Here is a 23,328-nt window from a genome sequence, read left to right as displayed (position 1 = left end):
TCCACTAGCACATTGTATGACGCCATCCCGGCGTGGCGGCTGCTGCTCTATCAGTGAGAGCGCTGGGCCGCAGTGACTAGTGAGGTATCAGTCAACCTTGATCTGGACGTCCACACCGGCAGCCAGGTCAAGCTTCATCAGCGCGTCGACAGTCTTCTCTGTCGGCTCGACGATGTCGAGAACGCGCTTGTGGGTACGAATCTCATACTGGTCACGCGCGTCCTTGTTGACGTGCGGAGAGACCAGGATGGTGTAACGCTCGCGACGGGTCGGCAGCGGGATCGGGCCACGAACCTGAGCACCGGTACGCTTTGCAGTTTCAACGATCTCTGCAGAGGACTGGTCGATCAGACGGTGGTCGAATGCTTTCAACCGGATGCGAATCTTCTGGTTTTGCATTGCCCAAAACTCCAATGGATGTCGACGGCGTAGGCCGTCACCCACGCATTCAAAGGATGCGCATTATAGGCAGACTGACATCAGGTGTCAAACATGCGAGAAAAGGGGGCCCATCAGGGCCCCCCTTCTGTGTCAGGTAAGGAGAACCTTACTCGACGATTTTGGCCACGACGCCAGCGCCGACGGTACGACCGCCTTCACGGATAGCGAAACGCAGACCATCTTCCATGGCGATCGGAGCGATCAGAGACACGACCATCTGGACGTTGTCGCCCGGCATGACCATCTCGACGCCTTCCGGCAGCTCACAGGTACCAGTGATGTCAGTGGTACGGAAGTAGAACTGCGGACGATAGCCTTTGAAGAACGGAGTGTGACGACCGCCTTCTTCCTTGGACAGGACGTAGACTTCGGCTTCGAACTTGGTGTGCGGCTTGATGGAGCCCGGCTTGGCCAGAACCTGGCCACGCTCGACGTCATCACGCTTGGTGCCGCGCAGCAGGGCGCCGACGTTTTCGCCAGCACGACCTTCGTCCAGCAGCTTGCGGAACATCTCGACACCGGTAACGGTAGTCTTGGTGGTGTCACGCACGCCGATGATCTCGATCTCTTCGCCAGTCTTGACCAGACCACGCTCGATACGGCCAGTGACGACGGTACCGCGGCCAGAGATGGAGAAGACGTCTTCGATCGGCATCAGGAACGGCTGGTCGATAGCACGCTCCGGCTCCGGGATGTACGCATCCAGGGCCTTGATCAGGTTGGCAACGGCGGTAGTACCCATGCCGTTGTCGTCCTTGCCTTCCAGAGCCATCAGGGCAGAGCCGATGATGATCGGAGTGTCGTCGCCCGGGAAGTCGTACTCGCTCAGGAGTTCACGAACTTCCATCTCGACCAGCTCGAGCAGCTCTTCGTCATCGACCATGTCAGCCTTGTTCAGGAAGACAACGATGAACGGAACGCCGACCTGACGGGACAGCAGGATGTGCTCGCGAGTCTGCGGCATGGGGCCGTCAGCAGCGGAACAGACCAGGATAGCGCCGTCCATCTGGGCAGCACCGGTGATCATGTTCTTGACGTAGTCGGCGTGACCCGGGCAGTCGACGTGCGCGTAGTGGCGCTCTTCGGACTGGTATTCCACGTGAGCGGTGGAGATGGTGATACCACGCTCACGCTCTTCCGGGGCATTATCGATGGAGTCAAACGCACGCGCGTCACCACCGAAGACTTCTGCAGAGACGCGAGTCAGAGCCGCAGTCAGAGTGGTCTTGCCGTGATCGACGTGACCAATGGTGCCGACGTTGACGTGCGGCTTCGAACGCTCAAATTTTTCCTTAGCCACTGCTATAACCTCTTTCGTTAGCTAATCGGTTACTTCTGATTGATGACGGCTTCGACGATGCTGTTCGGTGCTTCGTCGTATTTCGCAAACTCCATGGAGTAGCTTGCGCGGCCCTGGGTCTGTGAGCGCAGGTCGGTCGCATAACCGAACATCTCACCCAGCGGCACCAGTGCATTGATGATCTTGCCAGTGGAAGAATCATCCATGCCCTGAACGAGGCCACGACGACGGTTCAGGTCGCCCATGACGTCACCCATGAAATCTTCAGGCGTGACGACTTCGACTTTCATGAGCGGCTCAAGCAGCACTGCACCCGCTTTCGGGGCACCGGCCTTGATCGCCATGGAAGAGGCGACCTTGAACGCAGTCTCGTTGGAGTCGACGTCGTGGTAGGAACCATCGAACAGCGTGACCTTGACGTCGATCATCGGATAACCGGCGATGACACCATTCTTGAGCTGCTCAGCGGCGCCCTTCTCGACGGCCGGCACGTATTCCTTCGGAACCGCACCACCGACGATCTCGGACTCGAACTTGAAGGTCATTTCTTCGTCTTCGCCCTTGTCCTCTGCAGTGAGAGGCTCAATGCGCAGCCAGACGTGACCAAACTGACCACGACCGCCAGACTGACGAACGAACTTGCCTTCCTGCTCGACCTTGGTACGGATGGTCTCACGGTAAGCCACCTGCGGCTTGCCGATGTTCGCCTCGACATTGAACTCACGACGCATGCGGTCGACGAGGATGTCCAGGTGAAGCTCACCCATACCGGAGATGATGGTCTGACCAGACTCTTCGTCGGTCTCGACGCGGAAGGACGGATCTTCCTGGGCCAGCTTGCCCAGTGCAACACCCATCTTTTCCTGGTCTGCCTTGGACTTCGGCTCGACGGCGACGGAGATGACCGGCTCAGGGAATTCCATGCGCTCAAGCACGATCTTGTGATCCGGGTCACACAGGGTGTCACCGGTGGTCACGTCTTTCAGACCGATACATGCGGCGATATCGCCAGCATAGACCTCCTTGATCTCCTCACGAGAGTTGGAGTGCATCTGGACGATACGACCGACACGCTCCTTCTTGCTCTTGACGGAGTTGAAGACGCCATCACCAGACTTCAGCACGCCCGAGTAGACGCGGATGAAGGTCAGGGTACCAACGAACGGATCGGTCGCGATCTTGAACGCCAGCGCCGCGAACGGAGCCTTGTCGTCAGCTTCGCGGGTCTCGATGGTACCGTCCTTGTCGTCAAGCTCACCTTCGATGGCCTTGACTTCAAGCGGAGACGGCATGTATTCGATGACCGCATCCAGAACCGCCTGGACACCCTTGTTCTTGAAGGCAGAACCACAGGTCACGAGGCAGATTTCGTTGGCCAGGGTACGCTGACGCAGCGCAGCCTTGACTTCTTCCTCGGACAGCTCGCCTTCTTCAAGGTACTTGTCCATCAGCTCTTCGGACGCTTCAGCAGCAGACTCGAGCATGTGTTCACGCCATTCGGCAGCTGTATCTTGCAGCTCGGCCGGAATGTCGATCAGCTCGTAGTTCATGCCGTGATTGTCTTCGTCCCAGACAATGGCCTTCATCTTGATCAGGTCGATGACGCCCTTGAACTCGTCTTCCGCACCCCAGTTGATCTGGATCGGGACGGCGTTCGCGCCCAGGCGCTTGCGCACCTGCTCGACGACCATGAAGAAGTCCGCGCCAGCGCGGTCCATCTTGTTGACGAAGATCATGCGCGGAACTTCGTAACGGTTGGCCTGACGCCAGACAGTCTCTGTCTGCGGCTGGACACCGGAAGAACCACACAGCACCACGACCGCGCCATCGAGAACACGCAGTGAACGCTCGACTTCAACAGTGAAGTCAACGTGCCCCGGAGTATCGATGATGTTGATACGGTGCTCGTCGAACTGCTTGTTCATGCCCTGCCAGAAGCAGGTGGTCGCCGCAGAGGTGATCGTGATGCCACGTTCCTGCTCCTGCTCCATCCAGTCCATGGTGGCAGCACCATCGTGGACTTCGCCGACCTTGTGAGACAGGCCGGTATAGAACAGGACGCGCTCGGTAGTGGTAGTCTTACCGGCGTCGACGTGGGCACAGATACCGATATTGCGGTAACGCTTAAGTGGAGTCTTGCGTGCCACGGTGAGTATCCCCGTTGTTTAGAAGCGGTAGTGGGAGAAGGCCTTGTTGGCTTCTGCCATGCGGTGCACGTCTTCACGCTTCTTCACAGCAGAACCCTTGCCTTCAGCGGCATCCAGGATCTCGCCAGAGAGGCGCTGCACCATGGTCTTTTCGCCGCGCTTGCGCGCAGCGTCCACCAGCCAACGCATGGCCAGTGCCTGACGACGGGAAGGACGAACTTCAACCGGCACCTGGTAGGTTGCACCACCAACACGACGGGACTTCACCTCGACCATCGGCTGGATGGCTTCCAGCGCCTTGTCGAAGAGGTCCAGCGGCTCGTCATTGGAGCGTTCGGCAACACGATCGAGAGCACCGTAAACGATGCGCTCAGCTGCAGACTTCTTGCCGCTGATCATCAGGTGGTTCATGAACTTGGCCAGGCGCTCGCTTCCGAACTTCGGATCCGGCAGGATTTCGCGCTTAGCTGCTACACGTCTTCTAGGCATGATAAGCCCTCAGTAGAAGGGTCCTTCAGGTAAACCCGGGACGCCTCGCGTTGGACGCGACGCCCGACCTTACTCTTATCAGACCGATATTAAACTTTGAATTACGCCTTCGGACGCTTGGCGCCGTACTTGGAACGGCCCTGCTTACGGTTCTGCACGCCAGAGGTATCCAGTGCACCACGAACGGTGTGGTAACGGACACCCGGCAAATCCTTCACACGACCGCCACGGATCAGAACAACAGAGTGTTCCTGAAGGTTGTGACCTTCACCGCCGATGTAGGAAGTGACTTCGAAGCCGTTGGTCAGGCGAACACGGCAAACCTTACGGAGTGCGGAGTTCGGCTTCTTCGGGGTAGTAGTGTATACACGGGTACACACGCCACGCTTCTGCGGACATGCCTGCAGCGCAGGGACGTCGCTCTTGGACGCCTGACGCTTGCGCGGCTTGCGCACGAGCTGGTTAACGGTTGCCATTTGCTTGCTCCAATGGGTTGTACTGCCTTCCAACAACAGGGCAGGATGCACCTGCCCTACTGTTAAAGGCTGCATATTCTAGGGCTTGGGCCACAAGGGCGTCAACCCCGCCGTCAGAGACGGCGGGGCGCAAGACCTCAGAGGTCGTCGTCGTCCGCGTCGAGGGCAGTGAGCTGAGCGCCCAATTCCTGCTCGACGTCCTGTGCCGACGGGGCCGGTGCGAGCGGCAGGCCATCGCGACGGCGGCGACGCTCGTCGTGATAGGCCAGGCCAGTACCCGCCGGAATCAGGCGACCGACCACGACGTTCTCCTTCAGGCCACGGAGATAATCGCGCTTGCCGGTGACAGATGCCTCGGTCAGAACTCGCGTGGTTTCCTGGAAGGATGCCGCGGAGATGAACGATTCAGTTGCCAGGCTCGCCTTGGTGATACCGAGCAGGATGCGATCGAACTTGGCCGGGAACTTGCCGTCGGCCTCGAGACGCATGTTTTCTTCGACGACGCGGGCGTATTCCACCTGGTCGCCTGTAATGAAGGTGGAATCACCAGAATCGGTGATCTCGACCTTGCGCAGCATCTGACGCACGATGACTTCGATGTGCTTGTCGTTGATGCCGACACCCTGGAGGCGATAGACCTCCTGGACTTCGGTGGTGATGTACTTGGTCATTTCCGCAACGCCGAGCAGACGCAGGATATCGTGCGGGTTGCTCGGGCCATCGGAGATGACTTCACCCTTCTCGACCGTTTCACCTTCGAAGACGCTGATCTGGCGCCATTTCGGGATCAACAGCTCGAACGGATCACCTTCCACCGGCGTGATGGTCAGACGACGCTTGCCTTTGGTTTCCTTGCCGAAGGTCACGGTGCCGGAGATCTCGGCCAGAATGGCCGGCTCTTTCGGACGACGTGCTTCGAAGAGGTCGGCAACGCGCGGCAGACCACCGGTGATGTCCTTGTTACCGGACGCTTCCATCGGGATACGTGCGATGACGTCACCCACGCCGACGGCCGCGCCATTCTCGGCGGACACCACGGCATTGCCCGGCAGCAGGTACTGGACCGGCGTGTTGGAGCCCGGCAGTGTCACGTGCTTGCCGTTACCGTCTACCAGCATGATCATCGGACGCTTGTCACGGGCCGCGGACGGACGTGAAGCGCTTTCGATGACCTCGATGGAGGACAGGCCGGTCATTTCGTCAGTGGTACGGTTGATGGTCTGGCCATCTTCCATGTCCGTGAACTGCACCTGACCCGCGACTTCCGCGACGATCGGGTGAGTGTGCGGATCCCACTTGGCGACGGACTGGCCAGAGGCCACCGGATCGCCGTCACGCACGGACAGTTCAGCACCGTACGGGAGCTTGTAGAATTCGCGCTCACGGCCGTGGTCATCCGCCACTGCCAATGCGCTGGAACGCGAGACGACAATCAGCTTGCCATCGGCACGTTCGACCGACTTGATGTTGTGCAGACGCACGCTGCCGCCATGCTTGACCTGGACACTGTCCACGGCGGAGGCACGCGAAGCGGCACCACCGATGTGGAAGGTACGCATGGTCAGCTGGGTACCCGGCTCACCGATGGACTGTGCCGCGATGACACCGATGGCTTCACCGACGTTGACCTGATGGCCACGCGCCAGGTCACGACCGTAACAGGCCGAGCAGACACCATGCACGGTTTCACAACCGATGGTGGTACGCACGATGATCTCATCGACGCCCATGGTATCGAGCTGTGCACACCAGGCTTCGTCGAGCAGCGTGCCGCGTGCGATCAGAACCTCATCGGAGACCGGATCGATCACGTCCTGCGCCACGACACGACCCAGCACACGCTGGGACAGCGGGACGATGATGTCGCCGCCTTCGATGACCGGGTGCAGAATCAGACCTTCCTGAGTGCCGCAATCCGCTTCGGTGATGACCAGATCCTGGGCAACATCGACCAGACGACGGGTCAGGTAACCGGAGTTGGCGGTCTTCAGTGCCGTATCCGCCAGACCCTTACGGGCACCGTGCGTGGAGATGAAGTACTGGAGTACGTTCAGACCTTCACGGAAGTTGGCGGTGATCGGCGTCTCGATGATCGAGCCATCCGGCTTGGCCATCAGGCCACGCATACCAGCCAGCTGACGAATCTGTGCGGCGGAACCACGCGCACCGGAGTCGGCCATGATGAAGACGCTGTTGAAGGAGTCCTGCTCCATCGGCTTGCCGTCTTCGTCATTGACCACTTCGCCTTTCCAGTTGACGACGGTCTCTTTCGAGATACCTGCCATCATCTCCTTGGCGACACGGTCGTTGGCACGCGCCCAGATATCGATGACCTTGTTGTACTTCTCGCCCGCGGTCACGAGACCGGAGGAGAACTGGTCTTCGATCTCTTTCACTTCGTCTTCGGCCGCGTCGATGATGACCTTCTTCGCGTCCGGGATGACGAAGTCGTTGACGCCGATGGAGGCGCCGGACCAGGTCGCGAGACGGAAGCCGGTGTACATCAGCTGGTCAGCGAAGATGACGGTGTCCTTCAGACCGACACGACGGTACGCCTCGTTGATCAGACCGGAGATGGCTTTCTTCTTCATCACCTGGTTGATCAGCTCGAACGGCATGCCCTTCGGCAGAATGCGGAACAGCAGTGCGCGACCGATGGTGGTGTCGTGCAGGGACGTCTTCTCGTACAGCTCGCCGGACTCTTCGTCCTTGAGTGTCTCGGTCAGACGGACCTTGACCATCGCGTGCAGGTGAGCGCTGTGAGTGCCGAAGGCACGCTCGACTTCACCCAGGTTCGCGAAGGCCATGCCCTCACCCTTGGCACCGATCTTCTCGCGGGTCATGTAGTACAGACCCAGCACGACGTCCTGGGACGGCACGATGATCGGCTCGCCGTTGGCCGGCGACAGCACGTTGTTGGTCGACATCATCAACGCACGCGCTTCCAGCTGGGCTTCCAGCGTCAGCGGTACGTGGACAGCCATCTGGTCACCATCAAAGTCGGCGTTGTACGCAGCGCAGACCAGCGGGTGCAGTTGGATGGCCTTGCCTTCGATCAGCAGTGGCTCGAACGCCTGGATACCCAGACGGTGCAGAGTCGGGGCACGGTTCAGCAGCACCGGGTGCTCGCGGATGACGTCGGCGAGGAAATCCCAGACTTCCGGGGCTTCGCGCTCGACCATCTTCTTGGCGGCCTTGATGGTGCTGGCGTGACCGGAGGCCTGCAGCTTGGCGTAGATGAACGGCTTGAACAGCTCAAGCGCCATCTTCTTCGGCAGACCACACTGGTGCAGACGCAGGGTCGGGCCGACGGTGATGACGGAACGACCGGAGTAGTCGACACGCTTGCCCAGCAGGTTCTGACGGAAACGACCCTGCTTGCCCTTGATCATGTCGGCCAGCGACTTCAGCGGACGCTTGTTGGAACCGGTGATGGCGCGACCGCGACGACCGTTGTCGAGCAGTGCGTCCACGGATTCCTGCAGCATGCGCTTCTCGTTGCGCACGATGATGTCCGGCGCATTGAGGTCGAGCAGACGCTTGAGGCGGTTGTTGCGGTTGATCACACGACGATACAGATCGTTCAGATCCGAGGTCGCGAAGCGGCCGCCGTCCAGCGGTACCAGCGGACGCAGGTCCGGCGGCAGCACTGGCAGCACTTCCATGATCATCCAGCCCGGCTTGTTGCCGGAATAGTAGAAGGCTTCCAGCAGCTTGAGGCGCTTGGACAGCTTCTTGATCTTGGTTTCGGAGTTGGTCTGCGGAATCTCTTCACGCAGACGCTCGACCTCTTCTTCCAGCTCGATGTCCTCGAGCAGCGCCTTGATGGCTTCGGCACCCATGCGGGCGTCGAAATCATCACCGAATTCTTCCAGCGCTTCGAAGTACTGCTCATCGTTGAGCAGATGCCCCTTCTCGAGAGTCGTCATGCCCGGATCGATGACCACGAAGCTTTCGAAGTACAGCACGCGCTCGATATCACGCAGGGTCATGTCGAGCAGCATGCCGATACGGGACGGCAGAGACTTCAGGAACCAGATATGTGCGACCGGGCTCGCCAGTTCGATGTGAGCCATACGCTCACGACGCACTGCCGCCTTGGTCACTTCAACGCCACACTTCTCACAGATGATGCCGCGATGCTTCATCCGCTTGTACTTGCCACACAGGCACTCGTAGTCCTTCACCGGGCCAAAGATCTTGGCACAGAAAAGACCATCACGTTCCGGCTTGAATGTCCGGTAATTGATGGTTTCAGGCTTCTTCACTTCACCAAAAGACCACGAGCGAATCATGTCCGGAGACGCCAGGGTAATCTTGATGGCGTCGAATTCTTCGGACTGCGCCTGCGATTTGAGAACTTTCACCAAATCTTTCATGGGTCGCTCCGTTGCGGAGTTGTCATGGGCAAAGCCTGGCTGCTGACACCAGGCTTTGCGGACCGTCAATACTTGTGGCTTTTCGGCGTCAGCCTTCCAGCTCCATGTCGATACCCAGCGAGCGGATTTCCTTCACCAGCACGTTGAAGGATTCGGGCATGCCCGCCTGCATGGTGTGATCGCCATCTACGATGCTCTTGTACATCTTGGTACGGCCTTCCACGTCATCGGACTTGACCGTGAGCATCTCCTGGAGGGTGTAGGCAGCGCCGTACGCCTCGAGGGCCCAGACCTCCATCTCACCGAAGCGCTGACCACCAAACTGCGCCTTACCACCCAGCGGCTGCTGCGTGACGAGGGAGTAGGAGCCGGTCGAACGCGCATGCATCTTGTCATCCACCAGGTGGTTGAGCTTGAGCATGTACATGTAACCGACGGTCACCTTGCGATCGAACTTCTCGCCGGTGCGGCCATCGTAGAGGTCCATCTGTCCGGAATCAGGGATACCGGCCAGCGTGAGCAACTGCTTGATCTCGTGTTCCTTGGCGCCATCGAAGACCGGCGTTGCCATCGGCACGCCCTTCTTCAGGTTGTGCGCCATGGTGATGATTTCATCATCGCTGAGCACGGAGAGGTCTTCCTGGCGACCGCCGACGGTGTTGTACACCTTGTCGAGGAATTCGCGGATCTGCTTGACCTGCTCGGCACGCTCTTCGCGCAGCATGTGTTCGATCTTCACGCCCAGACCACGCGCGGCCATGCCGAGGTGGGTCTCGAGGATCTGACCGACGTTCATGCGCGACGGAACACCCAGCGGGTTCAGCACGACGTCAACCGACTCGCCATTGCCATCGAACGGCATGTCTTCCACCGGCATGATCGCGGAGATGACACCCTTGTTACCGTGACGACCGGCCATCTTGTCACCCGGCTGGATACGACGCTTCACGGCAACGTAGACCTTGACGATCTTGAGCACGCCCGGTGCCAGATCATCACCCTGGGTGAGCTTGCGCTTCTTGTCTTCGAAGCGCTCGTCCATCTCGCGACGACGGATCTCGAGCTGCTCATCGGCCTGGGCCAGCAGTTCATTGAGAGACTCATCCTGCAGACGCAGCTTGAACCACTCCTGACGCGGCAGTGTTTCCAGGTAGTCATCGGTCAGCACGTCGCCCTTCTTGAGCTTCGGACCACCGTTGACGGCCTGACCGACCAGGTTGCGCTGCATACGCTCGAAGGTCGCCTCTTCCGCGATGCGGTAGGTTTCCTGCAGGTCCTTGCGGACCTCGGCCAGCTGCATCTGCTCGATGGAGAGCGCACGCTGATCCTTCTCGACGCCGTCACGGGTGAAGACCTGAACGTCGATGACGGTGGCCTTCATGCCGGTCGGGGCACGCAGAGAGGTGTCCTTAACGTCGGACGCCTTCTCGCCGAAGATGGCACGCAGCAGCTTCTCTTCCGGCGTCAGCTGGGTCTCGCCCTTCGGCGTGACCTTGCCGACCAGGATGTCGCCCGGGTTCAGCTCGGCACCGATGTAGACGACACCGGACTCATCCAGCTTGGAGAGTGCGGATTCGCCGACATTCGGGATATCGGAAGTGATTTCTTCCGGCCCGAGCTTGGTGTCACGCGCGACACAGGTCAGTTCCTGGATGTGGATGGTGGTGAAGCGATCTTCCTGCACCACACGCTCCGAGAACAGGATGGAATCCTCGAAGTTGAAGCCGTTCCAGGGCATGAACGCCAGGCGCATGTTCTGACCCAGGGCCAGATCACCCATGTCGACGGACGGGCCGTCGGCCAGGATGTCGCCGATGGCGACTTCGTCGCCAGGACGCACGATCGGGCGCTGGTTCTGACAGGTGTTCTGGTTCGAACGCACGTACTTGGTCAGGTTGTAGATATCAACGCCGGCTTCACCGCCGATGATCTCTTCTTCCCGAACACGTACGACGATGCGCTTGGCATCGACGGAATCGATGACACCGCCACGACGTGCCACGGCGCAGACGCCGGAGTCACGCGCCACGAAGCGCTCCATGCCGGTACCGACCAGTGGCTTGTCAGCCTTCAGAGTCGGAACGGCCTGACGCTGCATGTTCGCACCCATCAAGGCGCGGTTGGCATCATCGTGCTCGAGGAACGGGATCAGTGCAGCAGCGACAGAGACGACCTGGCGCGGAGACACGTCCATCATGGTGACCTTTTCCGGTGCCATGAAGGTGGTCTCGCCACGGTGACGAACCTGAACCAGGTCGTCGACCAGACGGCCGTTCTCGTCGACGGTCGCGGAGGCCTGGGCGATGATGAAGTCGCCTTCCTCGATCGCGGACAGATCGACGACATCGTCGGTGACCTGACAATCCACGACCTTGCGGTACGGCGTCTCGAGGAAGCCATAGCTGTTGGTCTTGGAGTAGGTCGCCAGCGAGTTGATAAGACCGATGTTCGGGCCTTCCGGCGTCTCGATCGGGCACAGACGGCCGTAGTGCGTGGCGTGAACGTCACGAACTTCGAAGCCGGCGCGCTCACGGGTCAGACCACCCGGGCCAAGCGCGGAGACACGGCGCTTGTGCGTCACTTCGGACAGCGGGTTGTTCTGATCCATGAACTGGGAGAGCTGGCTGGAACCGAAGAATTCCTTCACCGCCGCCGCAACCGGCTTGGCGTTGATGAGATCCTGCGGCATCAGGCCTTCGCTCTCGGCCATGGACAGACGCTCCTTGACCGCACGCTCGACGCGGACCAGACCGACACGGAACTGGTTTTCCGCCATTTCACCCACAGAGCGAATACGACGGTTGCCCAGGTGGTCGATGTCATCGACATCGCCATTGCCGTTACGGATGCTGATCAGCTCCTTCATGACGGTCAGGATATCGTCCTGATCGAGCACGCCGCTGCCGGTATCGCTTTCGCGACGCAGGCGACGGTTGAACTTCATGCGGCCCACGCCCGACAGGTCGTAGCGGTCTTCGCTGAAGAACAGGTTCTGGAACAGTGACTCTGCTGCATCCTTGGTGGGCGGCTCGCCCGGACGCATCATGCGGTAGATCTCGACCAATGCCTCAAGCTGGTTACGCGTGGTATCCAGTTTCAGGGTATCGGACACGAACGGACCGCAATCCAGGTCGTTGGTGTAGATGACTTCGAACTGGGTGATCTTGGCCTGAGCCATCTTCTCCAGCAGTTCCGGAGTGATCTCGCTGTTGCTTTCGCAGACCAGCTCACCAGTGGCCGGATCGATCTGATCCTTGGCCAGCACCTTGCCGTACAGGTAGTCCATCGGCACTTCGAGACGCTCGAGGCCGGAGGCTTCCATCTGACGGACGTGCTTCTGTGTAATACGACGACCTTCCTCCACGATCACGCTACCGTCGGCATCCTTGATGTCGAAGGCGGCGGTCTCGCCACGCAGACGTGCCGGCACCAGCTCAACGGAGAAGCCGCTGCGCTCGATGTGGTACATCGTGGTGTCGAAGAACGTACCGAGAATCTCTTCGCTGGTCATGCCCATGGCACGCAGCAGAACGGAAGCCGGCAGCTTGCGACGACGGTCGATACGGACGTAGACGTTGTCCTTCGGATCAAACTCGAAGTCCAACCAGGAACCGCGGTAAGGAATCACACGTGCGGAGTACAGCAGCTTGCCGGACGAGTGGCTCTTGCCCTTGTCGTGGTCGAAGAACACACCCGGTGAGCGGTGCAGCTGTGACACGATGACACGTTCAGTACCATTGATGACGAAGGTACCGTTCTCTGTCATCAGGGGGATTTCCCCCATGTAGACTTCCTGCTCCTTGATGTCCTTGATCGCCTTGTTCGACGATTCCTTGTCATAGATCATCAGGCGCACTTTCACGCGCAGCGGTGCAGAGTAAGTGACTCCGCGCAGCTGACATTCCTTGACGTCGAACGCCGGCGTACCGAAGCGGTAGCTGACATACTCGAGCGCTGCGTTGCCAGAGAAGCTGGCAATCGGGAACACGGACTTGAAGGCAGCGTGAAGGCCGACTTCCAGGCGCTGTTCTGGCGCCCTGTCCTGCTGGAGAAAGTCGTGGTAGGAATCAAGCTGGATGGCCAGCAGGTAAGGCACATCCATCACTTGGGGCAGTTTGCCAAAATCCTTGCGGATGCGTTTTTTCTCAGTGTATGAGTAAGCCATCTGTATTCCCCAGCTTGTTCACCTTGGGTGACCGATGCGTGGTCGGCTCATACCTGATGGCGCGGCGATGTCCATCAGGCGCGGACGGCAAGCCTCCCTTGCGGGCTGGCTCGCCGTCATAATTCGTCTTGCAACAGAAAAAGGCTGGTGGCGGAGTCCGCCACCAGCCAGGAAGCTTACGCAGCGTGCGCAGCCTGGAACACGAGTTACTTGAGTTCCACGGACGCGCCAGCTTCTTCCAGCTTCTTCTTAGCTGCTTCTGCGTCTTCCTTGCTCACGCCTTCTTTCAGGGTGGCCGGAGCGCCGTCAACAGCTGCCTTGGCTTCTTTCAGGCCCAGGCCAGTCAGTTCACGAACAGCCTTGATGACGTTGACTTTCTTGTCACCAGCAGCAGTCAGAACGATGTCGAACTCGGTCTGTTCTTCAGCGGCTTCACCAGCAGCGGCCGGGCCAGCGACGACGGCGGCAGCGGCGGAAACGCCGAACTTCTCTTCCATTGCTTCGATCAGCTCAGCCACTTCCATGACGGTCATGTCAGCGACGGCGTTGATGATGTCTTCTTTGGTCAGTGCCATTTTAGCAATCCTAAACTTTGCGGAGCAAAGATGCTCGGTCAAACGGAAATCGATTCAGGCTGCACGAGACAGCCAGGAGGTCAAAGCGCTGCTTACGCGGCGGCTTCGGCTTCCTTCTGATCGCGCAGTGCTGCGATAGTACGGACCAGCTTGCCTGCAGAAGCTTCCTTCATGACAGACAGCAGCTTGGACAGTGCTTCATCGCGGGTCGGCAGAGATGCCAGACGGTCGATATTCGCCGCCGGGATGAACTCGCCTTCGTAGGCCAATGCCTTGACTTCGAACGCCTCGACCTTCTTGGCAAATTCCTTGAACAGACGAGCGCCAGCGCCCGGGTGTTCCATGGAGAATGCAAGCAGAGTCGGGCCGACGAAGGACTCGTTCAGCACCTCGTAAGAGGTACCGGACAGCGCACGACGAGCCAGAGTGTTGCGAACAACACGCAGCTGGACGCCCGCTTCGCGGCACTGTTTGCGCAATTCGGTCATTGCACCAACAGTTACACCACGAGAGTCGGCAGCGACTACGGAGAGAGCACCCTTGGCGGTTTCGCTGACCTCAGCAACAATTGCCTTCTTGTCTTCGAGACCTAAAGCCACGGTGTTGACTCCATTTCGTGCCGGGGAACGAATTCCCCAGTGGTTTACCATCTCTCTCACCAGAACTGCGCGGGAGAGTCTTGGAGGATGGCTGCCACCAGCAGGGCTGGGACACCATCTGCGCAGGCTACGCGCAATGCAAGCATCGCGGCGCGATTAAGCCGGCCCCGTCACCGAAGTGACAAGGCCAGCGCCTGCGGTCTTTGACGGCGCCCCGCGGCTGAGCACGGGGACCGCAAAGTGAAACATTCTGAGACTGCCTTACGCGTACTTGGCGTGATCGACAGTCAGACCCGGACCCATGGTGCTGGACAGGGTGATCTTCTTCAGGTAGATACCTTTGGAAGTGCTCGGCTTCAGCTTCTTGACTTCGGCCACCAGGGCGTCAATGTTACCCTGAATGGAGTCAGCACTGAAGTCGATCTTGCCGATACCGGCGTGAATGATACCGTTCTTGTCAGTACGGAAACGCACCTGACCAGCCTTGGCATTCTTCACGGCAGTCGCGACGTCAGGCGTCACGGTACCGACCTTCGGGTTCGGCATCAGGCCGCGCGGACCGAGGATCTGGCCCAGCTGACCGACAACGCGCATGGCATCCGGAGAAGCGATGACGACGTCGAAGTCCATCACGCCTTTCTTGACCTGTTCTGCCAGGTCGTCCATGCCGATCACGTCTGCACCGGCTTCCTTCGCTGCTTCAGCGTTGGCACCCTGGGTGAAGACAGCGACGCGCACTTCGTTACCGGTGCCATTCGGCATCACGGTAGCGCCGCGAACGACCTGATCGGATTTACGCGGGTCAACACCCAGGTTCAGAGAGACTTCGATGGTCTCCTTGAACTTGACGGTGGACAGCTCGGACAGCAGAGCAACAGCTTCTTCGACGCTGTAGACCTTGCCGGATTCAACTTTCGCGTTGATCGCCTGGGCGCGCTTTGAAATCTTGGCCATGATCAAAGACCCTCCACGTTCAGGCCCATGCTACGGGCAGTACCGGCGATGGTGCGAACAGCAGCGTCCAGATTGGAAGCTGTCAGGTCCGGTTCCTTGGTGGTCGCGATCTCTTCGAGCTGAGCGCGAGTCACGGTACCGACCTTCTTCTTGTTCGGCTCGCCAGAACCGGACTTCAGACCAGCCGCTTTCAGCAGCAGTACGGCCGCAGGCGGCGTCTTGGTGACGAAAGTGAAGCTACGGTCTGAATAGACAGTGATGACCACGGGAGTCGGGAGGCCCGGCTCGACGTTCTGGGTAGCGGCGTTGAACGCTTTACAGAACTCCATGATGTTGACACCGTGCTGACCGAGGGCAGGACCCACGGGCGGGCTCGGGTTAGCTTTACCGGCTGCAACCTGCAGCTTGATGTAAGCCTGTACTTTCTTGGCCATGATAGGACTCCAGTATGGGTGGTAGCGCCTTGCGGCTCCCCGTAAAACCGGGCCGCCTCAGGCGACCCGTCGTGTTGCCGTGATGCTCGTATTCAAACAGGTGAGATGATGATCCTGAGATCAGTCCTTCTCGACCTGGGAGAACTCGAGTTCCACCGGCGTAGCACGTCCGAAGATCAGCACGCTGACCTGCAGACGGCTCTTTTCGTAATTCACTTCTTCGACTACACCATTGAAGTCCGCGAACGGACCATCAGTGACACGCACCGTCTCACCCGGCTCGAAGAGAGTCTTCGGACGCGGCTTGTCGGTGCCATCCTGAACGCGACGCAGCATGGCGTCGGCTTCTTTCTGGGTAATCGCTGCCGGCTTCTCCGGGGTTCCGCCAATGAAACCCATGACGCGCGGGGTTTCATTCACCAGGTGCCAGGACTGATCATTCATGTCCATCTCGACCAGCACGTAGCCCGGGTAGAACTTGCGCTCGCTCTTGCGGCGCTTGCCGTCACGCATTTCGACGATTTCTTCGACCGGCACGAGAATCTCACCGAAATGATCTTCCATGGCGTAAAGCTTCACACGCTCGTTGAGCGAACGCATGACCTGCTTTTCGAAACCGGAATAGGCGTGTATGACATACCAACGCTTGGACATGGAAACTCCGTTAACTGACGATGCCGGACATCAGCCAGCCTAGGGTGGTATCGATGAGCCATAGCAACAGGCCCACGATAAGCACGGCACCCAGCACGATGGCAGTTGTCTGGACAGTTTCCTGTCGGGTCGGCCAAACGACGCGCTGGATCTCGCGGCGCGCACTACTTGCCAGCTCGACAACATCACGGCCTTTGTTGGTCGTGATCGCCAGAGCAGCCGCTGCAACACCAAGCACGACGACGCCAAGCACGCGATAAAGCAGCGCTTGGTCAGCAAAATAGGCGTTGCCAGCAACAGCCAGCACAAGAAGAATGACAACGACCGACCACTTGAACCCGTCGTGGCGCGCTTCCTGCACCTCGGCGTTCTGTTTCATCAAAGAGACTCCTCAAGGGTGCAGCGATCGCTAGAATCGAGAATCGGTAAGAAGTCGAATACCATCCTGGGGAAGGATGGCAGGCCAGGAGGGAATCGAACCCCCAACCTGCGGTTTTGGAGACCGCTGCTCTGCCAATTGAGCTACTGGCCTGTAACACTTGCGTGTTCCAGAGACTAAAAACAAGGCTGAATGAACAGCGGGCGCCATCATAGCTGAGACAACCCAAACTGACAAGCCTTATCTTTGACCGCGACCTGGGAGGTCGTCGGAAACGAAAAAGACGAGCCAAACTGCGACTCGCCTTTCCGTTGTATGGAGCTCGTGGGCGGATTTGAACCGCCGACCTCACCCTTACCAAGGGTGTGCTCTACCCCTGAGCTACACGAGCAAAACCTTTGCGCAATCTCGACTGACGAGATGAACTGGAGCGGGCAGCGGGAATCGAACCCGCGTCATCAGCTTGGAAGGCTGAGGTTCTACCATTAAACTATGCCCGCTTTCCAACTCTTGCTGCCCTGATGCACATGGCATCATAAGCGAATCTGGTGGTGGGGGAAGGATTCGAACCTTCGAAGCTTTCGCGGCAGATTTACAGTCTGCTCCCTTTGGCCACTCGGGAACCCCACCATCTGTGACGACGAATCTTACGCCGCTTGGGATACGCTGTCAAGTGCTTGATTTTATTCTACTTCAAGCGCTTGAGGGAATGTATCGCCTCAGAACGGGACGTAGTATGTCAAAGCATCTGGGTGAGCGCAAGCCCTGAGCGAAGTTTTTCTAGATCAGGCACTCGCGGCTGGTCGGGCGCACCCGACAGGCGCCCTGCCCGCTCGGCAGCGGTCAAGGGATACAGCGCCTCCAGGCCGGCGTATACCATGTCCGGCCACAGCGCATGTGGCACCCGCAGACCGCGCGCCACTACCCGCGCGTCACCGCCGGTCAGCAGTAGCGGCAAGGCAACCCCTTCACGATCGCAGACCTCGGCATAGAGACGATTGACCGCACTGACGGCCGCCATGTAGATGCCGTGATTGACGGCCTCTACCGTATTGCGGCCCGGCGCGAGCAGCGTATCCACCTCGGTATCCGGGTCGATGGCCACATTGCGTGTGCCCAGCTTGAGGCTTTCCTTCATCAGACGCAGCCCCGGGAGAATATAGCCTCCTAGATGCTTGCCACCCGGCAGTACGAAATCCACCGTGATCGCGCTGCCGCAATCGACGCTGCAACAGCCCCCGGTGAGATGATGACCGGCAAGTGCGCCCAACCAGCGATCGACGCCCAGGCGTTGCGGCTCTTCATAGCCACAGGTGACGCCCAGCGCCTCCCGCGTCGAGTGCGCGACATGCACGACGCCGACCTGCTTGCGCAGCAACTCCACCGTCTCATCCAGCACCTGCTTGCGCGCCACGCTGGAGATACGCACGGCCGTGACGACATCCAGATCAGGAATGTCCGCGCCCGGCCGCCACTCCTCTCGCGTCCAGACGGCGCCGCGCGAGCGGATCTCGCTGGAAACGGTGTCCTTGAGACGCCATTTCGACAAGGTGTTGCCGATATCAAGATCCAGAATCATGAGACGGCGCGCAGACTGATCTCGCCACCGGCGAGAGTGATGGTTTCGCCATTCATGCGCACCTCGAGATTTCCATTGATATCGACACCTTCTGCCACGGCCTCTTCTCGCCGGTCTCCACGCAGAATCACTACATCACGTCCCTTGAAGGCATTGCGCTCATTCCAGCGTGCCTGCCATCCGGCAAAGCCCTGCGACTCGAACTCGGGCAACAGCGCCAGCAACGACTCCATCAGGCGCGCGGCATAGCGATTGCGTGAAGCACCGGGAATGATGTCTCGTACCGCAGCCACCGGCTGGGTGATCGCCTCGCGTCGGGATGCCGGCAATTCGATGTTCATGCCGATGCCGATGACGACATCACAGGGACCGGACACATCCCCCGTCACCTCGACCAGGATGCCGGCGATCTTGGGTTGATCCTTCTGGATCTGCAGCAGGACATCGTTGGGCCACTTGAGGCGCGCGGGCAGGCCATCGGCTTCGAGCACCTCCGCCACTGCCACACCGATCGCCAGACTCAGGCCCTCAAGCGATGCGGCACCTGATTCGAAGCGCCAGCCAAGCGAGAAGACCAGGCTGCGCCCCCAGGGGGTCTCCCACTCACGCCCACGACGGCCACGCCCAGCCGATTGCACCTCAGCCAGACAGACCTCGGCATGGCCGGCTCCCTGACGAAAGCGCTCGCGGATGAAGGTATTGGTCGAGTCCACCGACTCCTCGACGAACAGGCGCGTCAGGTGTTTGCGAGTCTCGCGCGGCAGCGCCTCGATGATCTGTTGACCATCGAGCAACTCGATGGGGTTGGCCAGTCGATAGCCAAGCCCCTTGATGGCTTCCAGCGGAATGTCGAGCGCCTCAAGTTTCTTGAGCTGCTTCCAGACCGCCGTACGCGACACCCCGAGCTCTTCGCCCAGGGCCTCTCCGGAGTGGTAGCCACCATCTCCAAGCAGACGAATGAGATCACGGATGGTCATGCGGAGGCCTATCCCTGTGCAAAAGCGCACATTCTATCGGATTCATGGGCTTGCGAGCCAAGAACAACGACCAAAGATAACGCTCTTTTCGTCAATTCCGCTCCCCGGCACGCATTCCCGCCCCAGCCAGACGATTGAACAAGGCGGAAAGCAGCATCAGGACACTGCCCAGTCCCAGCCATGAACCTACTCGCCACAGCCCCTCAAGGGTGGCGGTATCCCATACCCCCACCTTGATCACGGTGAGGATCAGAATGCCCTGTCCGATGCGCTGCCAGTGCTGCTGCCCCACCTTGGCACCACTCACGACCAAGGCCGCCGCGACGACCAGCATCAGCACGCTGTAGGCATATAGCTCCGCCTGCTCGATGCCCTGCCATAGCCCCAGCTCAGCGCCATGCCAGCAATGCCGCAAGTTGAGCGCCAACCACAATCCGGCTGACAGCAGACCGAGCACTTCGCTTAGCCCGCGCATTCGTAAGCGTGTCGCGGCGCTTCCCATATCCGATGCGTGCATGGATGTCATGCGCCAGTGAATTGCGGCCCCGAGTGCAGGCAGGCCGTATGCCGGCAGAAGCCAATTGACCAGCGGCCAGCTCCCGACATCCCCCGGGTGCCAGAGCGGATTGAAGATGCCCAGCACGCCGACACTCCAGAGGATCACGGCCGCTCCGCCGACCACCCGTGCCAGCACGCGATACAGCTGTGTCCCTGCCCGCGCCTCAGCGTCGCCTCCACGAGCACGCCAGGCGTAGCTTGCCGCCACTCCTGTCAGCGCCAATACCTGCAGGGAAAGTTCTGCCAGGGTGAGGCTGCCCTCGAAGGGCTGTCCACCGGTCAACACATAGCGGATTTCCATCACCACCGTCGCGACGGCAAGCTGGACAACGGCGCCTTCCAGCCAGCGCTGTGTCCGCGGGCGGTGACGCATGCCGAGACTGGTCATGGCAACACAGGCCAATACCGGCAGCAGTATCTGCAGCGGCCAGTGCGCGATATCGGCGTAGTCGTCATGCGCCATGCCATACATCAAGCGAGCCACGACACCCCACGCCAGCAGGCGTGACAGCTCAGCAAACACGGAGCGCGCCGCGGTACGCCCCTCGCGATACCAGCGCCATTCACAAGCGGTCAACCCCAACAGCTGCAGCGCCAGCGCCAGGGTCAGTGATGGCCCCTCCAGCACGGCCACCAGGGCGAGGAAGATCCCAGCCTGCGCCGGCAGCCACAGTCCTGCGGCAAGCTGAGCGCCTTCACGCGTCTGGAAACGCATGGCACCTGCCCAGCACACCAACCCCCAGACCAACGGCGGCAGCCCTGTATTGATCAGCCTCCCTGCATCGCTCGCTTCCATCGCCCATGGCATGACGCCCTGCCAGAGGGCCAGGGCCCACGCCAACAGCGGCACCATGGTCGCCAATGCCCACCAACAGGCTGCAAGCGGCCTCTGTGCCCCTTCACCCGCATCATGACGTGGTCGCCAACTCGCCAGCGACAACAGACCGACACTCAAGATCAACGGGCTGAACATCACGCTGCCCGATAGCGGTGCCGTCAAAGCAAGCCCCCACACCAGCAACCAGAGTCCGTTACCAGCAACCACCATCGACCACAGCACCGCATGGCGGCGACTGGACCAGGCAATCACCAGCATCGGCATGAGGCTAGCCAGCCACCCCCGATGCCACAGGGACATACCGGAACCGGCCATGTCGGAAGGCGCCACCTGTGAGTCAAAGGACACACCATGCACGAGACTCCCCAGCCAGGGCAGCCAGAGCCCCAGCACGGCACTCAACGAGACAAGGCCCCCGGCGAGCCAATGCCGACGCAGGTCAGGAGATGCGCGCCAGGGCAACCAGGTCGCAAGTGAGGCCTGAGCCTGTCGCTCATCCTTTTCTGCGGCGCCAGTGGATGATTCCCACGCCTCCTCCCACAGATACCCCAACGCCAGCACGGCCAGCCAGACACCACCCACCCAGGGCAACAGCCCCACCAGCAATGTCGCGGCAGAAGAGATACCGAAGGGCATCAACAACCACCACCAGGTGAGCGCTCCCACCAGGCCGCCCCAATACAGCCAGCTCACCGCAACCTGGCGGTACAGCACACGACACGCTGCCGCAATCACACCCGCATACCCCAGCAACAGCAAGGTCGAGGCTTCCTGCCATTGCTGCTGAATGGGCAGCGCCAAGGGCAGAGCATATCCGCCCAACATGCCCAATGCTGCCAGCCACGGCCCATGATGCCGCGCTCGCTCCAGCATCCACAGGCTCAAGGCTGCCAGCAGTACGAAGGTGACCGGCACGGACACCAGCGAAAGCAGAAAGTGACCAGCCAGCAGGCTCGCCGCGAGTACCAGACTGCCGGCACCGCTGACGGCACCGGTCAGACTCGATGACTGGGACGTACGAAGCCTCAGCCACTCGGCCAATACCGTCATGCTCAGGCCGAACCCGAGTCCCAGCGCCAGCCGTACCCCCGGCCCCAGCAAGCCCTGCTCAAGGGAGTACCCAACGAGCAGGATGCCGGCCATCACCAGAGACAAGGCACCCACAAGAATCATCCAATGTTCCCGAAGGACCGTCAGCAGACGTGACATTCCCCCCGGCAGCATCTCTGATGCCTTGCTTGCAGCGTCTGCGCCCTGCCCCTTCTCGCTTGAACGACTGGAGGCAGCTCCATGCAACAAGCGCTGAAGTAGCCGGTAGGACAGAGAGTGGCCGCCACTGGATGATGCAGTGGTCCGCAAGTCGCTGATCGATGGCGTTGCTCCGGATGCTGTCAGCCCCTCCCGGGGCTGCACTTCGCCAGACGATTTGTCCACACCCCCTTCTCGCAAGGGGGTGTGCATAACCGGAGCGCCATGGGCAGGAAGTTCGTGAGCAAGCCTGGCCTCCATGTCGCGCAGTCGCTGCTCCAGCGCCTTAATGCGCAGCATGCTGAGCCACCCCATCAAGGAGCCGCCCAGTACCAGCAACGCCATCATGACGCCCACCAACATCAGCTCATCCATCGTCCAGCCCGTCATCGAAGAGTCGTGCTCAGAGATTACGGCATTTTGCCTGGCACCTCATGCTGTCAGTCTCTCAGCACCGTATTTGCACATTGAACGCAAAAAGCCCGACTCCTGGGGGAGCCGGGCTTTCTCAATTGATCCTGGGTGCTCTGAGAGCACTGCTCTCAGCTCAAGCTCACCCCACTCAGCATTCTTCGCTCAGTGCAGCTCCTGTCTCGTACATGACTCTCTCTGTACACGGCTTTTTCTGAGTACCACTTTTCCCGAGCACCACTTTTTCTACGCACAAAGAGAACCGCCCCTGCAGCAAGGCTACAGGGGCGGTTCAGTATAAGTGCCTGACGATGACCTACTCTCACATGGAGAAACTCCACACTACCATCGGCGCTAAGCGGTTTCACTTCCGAGTTCGGCATGGGATCGGGTGGTTCACGCTCGCTATGGTCGTCAGGCGAAACGGTGGCACCTTGCGGTGCCTGAGTCTCGAGGCTTGTGACCTCGCGACTCGCAATATGAATCATGCTGACCGATATGTCGTCGATCCTGTCGCAATCCCGGCGGTTTGCCTGGGCAAACCCCTTGGGTGTTATATGGTCAAGCCTCACGGGCAATTAGTACTGGTTAGCTCAACACATTGCTGTGCTTCCACACCCAGCCTATCAACCTTGTAGTCTTCAAGGGCCCTTCAGGAGGCGCAAGGCCTCAGGGAAGTCTCATCTTGAAGGGGGCTTCCCGCTTAGATGCTTTCAGCGGTTATC

At 59.8% G+C, this 23,328-nt stretch carries 16 protein-coding genes, 4 tRNA genes and 2 rRNA genes; all 22 read right to left on the bottom strand.

Annotation, left to right across the window (positions count from 1 at the left end; translation table 11 throughout):
- Positions 1-87: 87 nt before the first annotated feature.
- Complete coding sequence (gene rpsJ, locus CDPAHKCJ_RS12290; RefSeq protein ID WP_024950650.1) at positions 88-399, bottom strand: 30S ribosomal protein S10; 312 nt, start codon at positions 397-399, stop codon at positions 88-90.
- Between the two features lie 148 nt (positions 400-547).
- Positions 548-1,741 (bottom strand): elongation factor Tu, encoded by a 1,194-nt coding sequence (gene tuf / locus CDPAHKCJ_RS12285; RefSeq protein ID WP_054556900.1) that lies wholly within the window; start codon positions 1,739-1,741, stop codon positions 548-550.
- A gap of 29 nt (positions 1,742-1,770) precedes the next feature.
- Positions 1,771-3,888 carry an elongation factor G gene (gene fusA / locus CDPAHKCJ_RS12280; RefSeq protein WP_166020050.1) on the bottom strand — a complete coding sequence of 706 codons (2,118 nt, stop codon included), beginning with the start codon at positions 3,886-3,888 and terminating at the stop codon, positions 1,771-1,773.
- An 18-nt stretch (positions 3,889-3,906) separates the two neighbouring features.
- Positions 3,907-4,377 carry a 30S ribosomal protein S7 gene (rpsG, locus tag CDPAHKCJ_RS12275; RefSeq protein WP_043334878.1) on the bottom strand — a complete coding sequence of 157 codons (471 nt, stop codon included), beginning with the start codon at positions 4,375-4,377 and terminating at the stop codon, positions 3,907-3,909.
- Positions 4,378-4,478: 101 nt separating this feature from the next.
- Entirely contained in the window at positions 4,479-4,853 is a 375-nt protein-coding gene (gene rpsL / locus CDPAHKCJ_RS12270) for a 30S ribosomal protein S12 (RefSeq protein ID WP_043334880.1), read from the bottom strand.
- A 137-nt stretch (positions 4,854-4,990) separates the two neighbouring features.
- A complete protein-coding gene (rpoC, locus tag CDPAHKCJ_RS12265) occupies positions 4,991-9,232 on the bottom strand; it encodes a DNA-directed RNA polymerase subunit beta' (protein ID WP_166020049.1) in 4,242 nt (1,413 codons plus the stop codon).
- A gap of 88 nt (positions 9,233-9,320) precedes the next feature.
- Entirely contained in the window at positions 9,321-13,397 is a 4,077-nt protein-coding gene (gene rpoB, locus CDPAHKCJ_RS12260) for a DNA-directed RNA polymerase subunit beta (RefSeq protein WP_166020048.1), read from the bottom strand.
- Positions 13,398-13,603: 206 nt separating this feature from the next.
- The gene (rplL, locus tag CDPAHKCJ_RS12255) at positions 13,604-13,972 is read right to left on the bottom strand and encodes a 50S ribosomal protein L7/L12 (RefSeq protein ID WP_166020047.1); all 369 of its coding nucleotides are present in this window, start codon (positions 13,970-13,972) and stop codon (positions 13,604-13,606) included.
- A 92-nt stretch (positions 13,973-14,064) separates the two neighbouring features.
- Complete coding sequence (gene rplJ / locus CDPAHKCJ_RS12250; protein ID WP_043334888.1) at positions 14,065-14,571, bottom strand: 50S ribosomal protein L10; 507 nt, start codon at positions 14,569-14,571, stop codon at positions 14,065-14,067.
- A gap of 261 nt (positions 14,572-14,832) precedes the next feature.
- A complete protein-coding gene (gene rplA / locus CDPAHKCJ_RS12245; RefSeq protein WP_054556897.1) occupies positions 14,833-15,525 on the bottom strand; it encodes a 50S ribosomal protein L1 in 693 nt (230 codons plus the stop codon).
- Positions 15,526-15,527: 2 nt separating this feature from the next.
- Positions 15,528-15,959 (bottom strand): 50S ribosomal protein L11, encoded by a 432-nt coding sequence (rplK, locus tag CDPAHKCJ_RS12240; RefSeq protein ID WP_043334893.1) that lies wholly within the window; start codon positions 15,957-15,959, stop codon positions 15,528-15,530.
- Between the two features lie 120 nt (positions 15,960-16,079).
- Positions 16,080-16,613 (bottom strand): transcription termination/antitermination protein NusG, encoded by a 534-nt coding sequence (gene nusG, locus CDPAHKCJ_RS12235; RefSeq protein ID WP_043334895.1) that lies wholly within the window; start codon positions 16,611-16,613, stop codon positions 16,080-16,082.
- A 10-nt stretch (positions 16,614-16,623) separates the two neighbouring features.
- Positions 16,624-16,992, bottom strand: a complete 369-nt coding sequence (gene secE, locus CDPAHKCJ_RS12230) for a preprotein translocase subunit SecE (RefSeq protein ID WP_043334897.1) — start codon at positions 16,990-16,992, stop codon at positions 16,624-16,626.
- Positions 16,993-17,069: 77 nt separating this feature from the next.
- Positions 17,070-17,145 (bottom strand) — tRNA-Trp (locus tag CDPAHKCJ_RS12225).
- A 163-nt stretch (positions 17,146-17,308) separates the two neighbouring features.
- Positions 17,309-17,383, bottom strand: a tRNA-Thr gene (locus CDPAHKCJ_RS12220).
- A 35-nt stretch (positions 17,384-17,418) separates the two neighbouring features.
- Positions 17,419-17,492 (bottom strand) — tRNA-Gly (locus tag CDPAHKCJ_RS12215).
- 46 nt (positions 17,493-17,538) lie between these two features.
- Positions 17,539-17,622 (bottom strand) — tRNA-Tyr (locus tag CDPAHKCJ_RS12210).
- A 109-nt stretch (positions 17,623-17,731) separates the two neighbouring features.
- On the bottom strand, positions 17,732-18,571 hold the full coding sequence (locus CDPAHKCJ_RS12205) for a type III pantothenate kinase (protein ID WP_054556896.1): 840 nt from the start codon (positions 18,569-18,571) through the stop codon (positions 17,732-17,734).
- Positions 18,568-19,548 carry a biotin--[acetyl-CoA-carboxylase] ligase gene (locus CDPAHKCJ_RS12200; RefSeq protein WP_043334904.1) on the bottom strand — a complete coding sequence of 327 codons (981 nt, stop codon included), beginning with the start codon at positions 19,546-19,548 and terminating at the stop codon, positions 18,568-18,570. Before CDPAHKCJ_RS12200 ends, CDPAHKCJ_RS12205 begins: the two co-directional genes overlap by 4 nt.
- 91 nt (positions 19,549-19,639) lie before the next feature.
- On the bottom strand, positions 19,640-22,117 hold the full coding sequence (locus CDPAHKCJ_RS12195; RefSeq protein ID WP_166020046.1) for a DUF2339 domain-containing protein: 2,478 nt from the start codon (positions 22,115-22,117) through the stop codon (positions 19,640-19,642).
- 789 nt (positions 22,118-22,906) lie between these two features.
- Positions 22,907-23,022, bottom strand: a 5S ribosomal RNA gene (gene rrf / locus CDPAHKCJ_RS12190).
- 138 nt (positions 23,023-23,160) lie between these two features.
- Positions 23,161-23,328: ribosomal RNA gene (locus CDPAHKCJ_RS12185) — 23S ribosomal RNA — on the bottom strand; the annotation flags it as partial.

Source organism: Cobetia sp. MB87 (genome assembly GCF_011319755.1).
Taxonomy (GTDB): domain Bacteria; phylum Pseudomonadota; class Gammaproteobacteria; order Pseudomonadales; family Halomonadaceae; genus Cobetia.
The sequence above is the reverse complement of the archived record's forward strand: the minus strand, read 5'-3'. Positions and strand labels throughout refer to the sequence as shown.

Coding starts and splice junctions, on each gene's coding strand:
- rpsG (WP_043334878.1), bottom strand. CDS start 4,377: ATGCCTAGAAGACGTGTAGCAGCTAAGCGCGAAATCCTGCCGGATCCG.
- rpsL (WP_043334880.1), bottom strand. CDS start 4,853: ATGGCAACCGTTAACCAGCTCGTGCGCAAGCCGCGCAAGCGTCAGGCG.
- CDPAHKCJ_RS12195 (WP_166020046.1), bottom strand. CDS start 22,117: ATGATTCTTGTGGGTGCCTTGTCTCTGGTGATGGCCGGCATCCTGCTC.
- rpsJ (WP_024950650.1), bottom strand. CDS start 399: ATGCAAAACCAGAAGATTCGCATCCGGTTGAAAGCATTCGACCACCGT.
- rplL (WP_166020047.1), bottom strand. CDS start 13,972: ATGGCACTGACCAAAGAAGACATCATCAACGCCGTCGCTGACATGACC.
- CDPAHKCJ_RS12205 (WP_054556896.1), bottom strand. CDS start 18,571: ATGATTCTGGATCTTGATATCGGCAACACCTTGTCGAAATGGCGTCTC.
- rplA (WP_054556897.1), bottom strand. CDS start 15,525: ATGGCCAAGATTTCAAAGCGCGCCCAGGCGATCAACGCGAAAGTTGAA.
- rpoC (WP_166020049.1), bottom strand. CDS start 9,232: ATGAAAGATTTGGTGAAAGTTCTCAAATCGCAGGCGCAGTCCGAAGAA.
- rpoB (WP_166020048.1), bottom strand. CDS start 13,397: ATGGCTTACTCATACACTGAGAAAAAACGCATCCGCAAGGATTTTGGC.
- nusG (WP_043334895.1), bottom strand. CDS start 16,613: ATGTCCAAGCGTTGGTATGTCATACACGCCTATTCCGGTTTCGAAAAG.
- secE (WP_043334897.1), bottom strand. CDS start 16,992: ATGAAACAGAACGCCGAGGTGCAGGAAGCGCGCCACGACGGGTTCAAG.
- CDPAHKCJ_RS12200 (WP_043334904.1), bottom strand. CDS start 19,548: ATGACCATCCGTGATCTCATTCGTCTGCTTGGAGATGGTGGCTACCAC.
- rplK (WP_043334893.1), bottom strand. CDS start 15,959: ATGGCCAAGAAAGTACAGGCTTACATCAAGCTGCAGGTTGCAGCCGGT.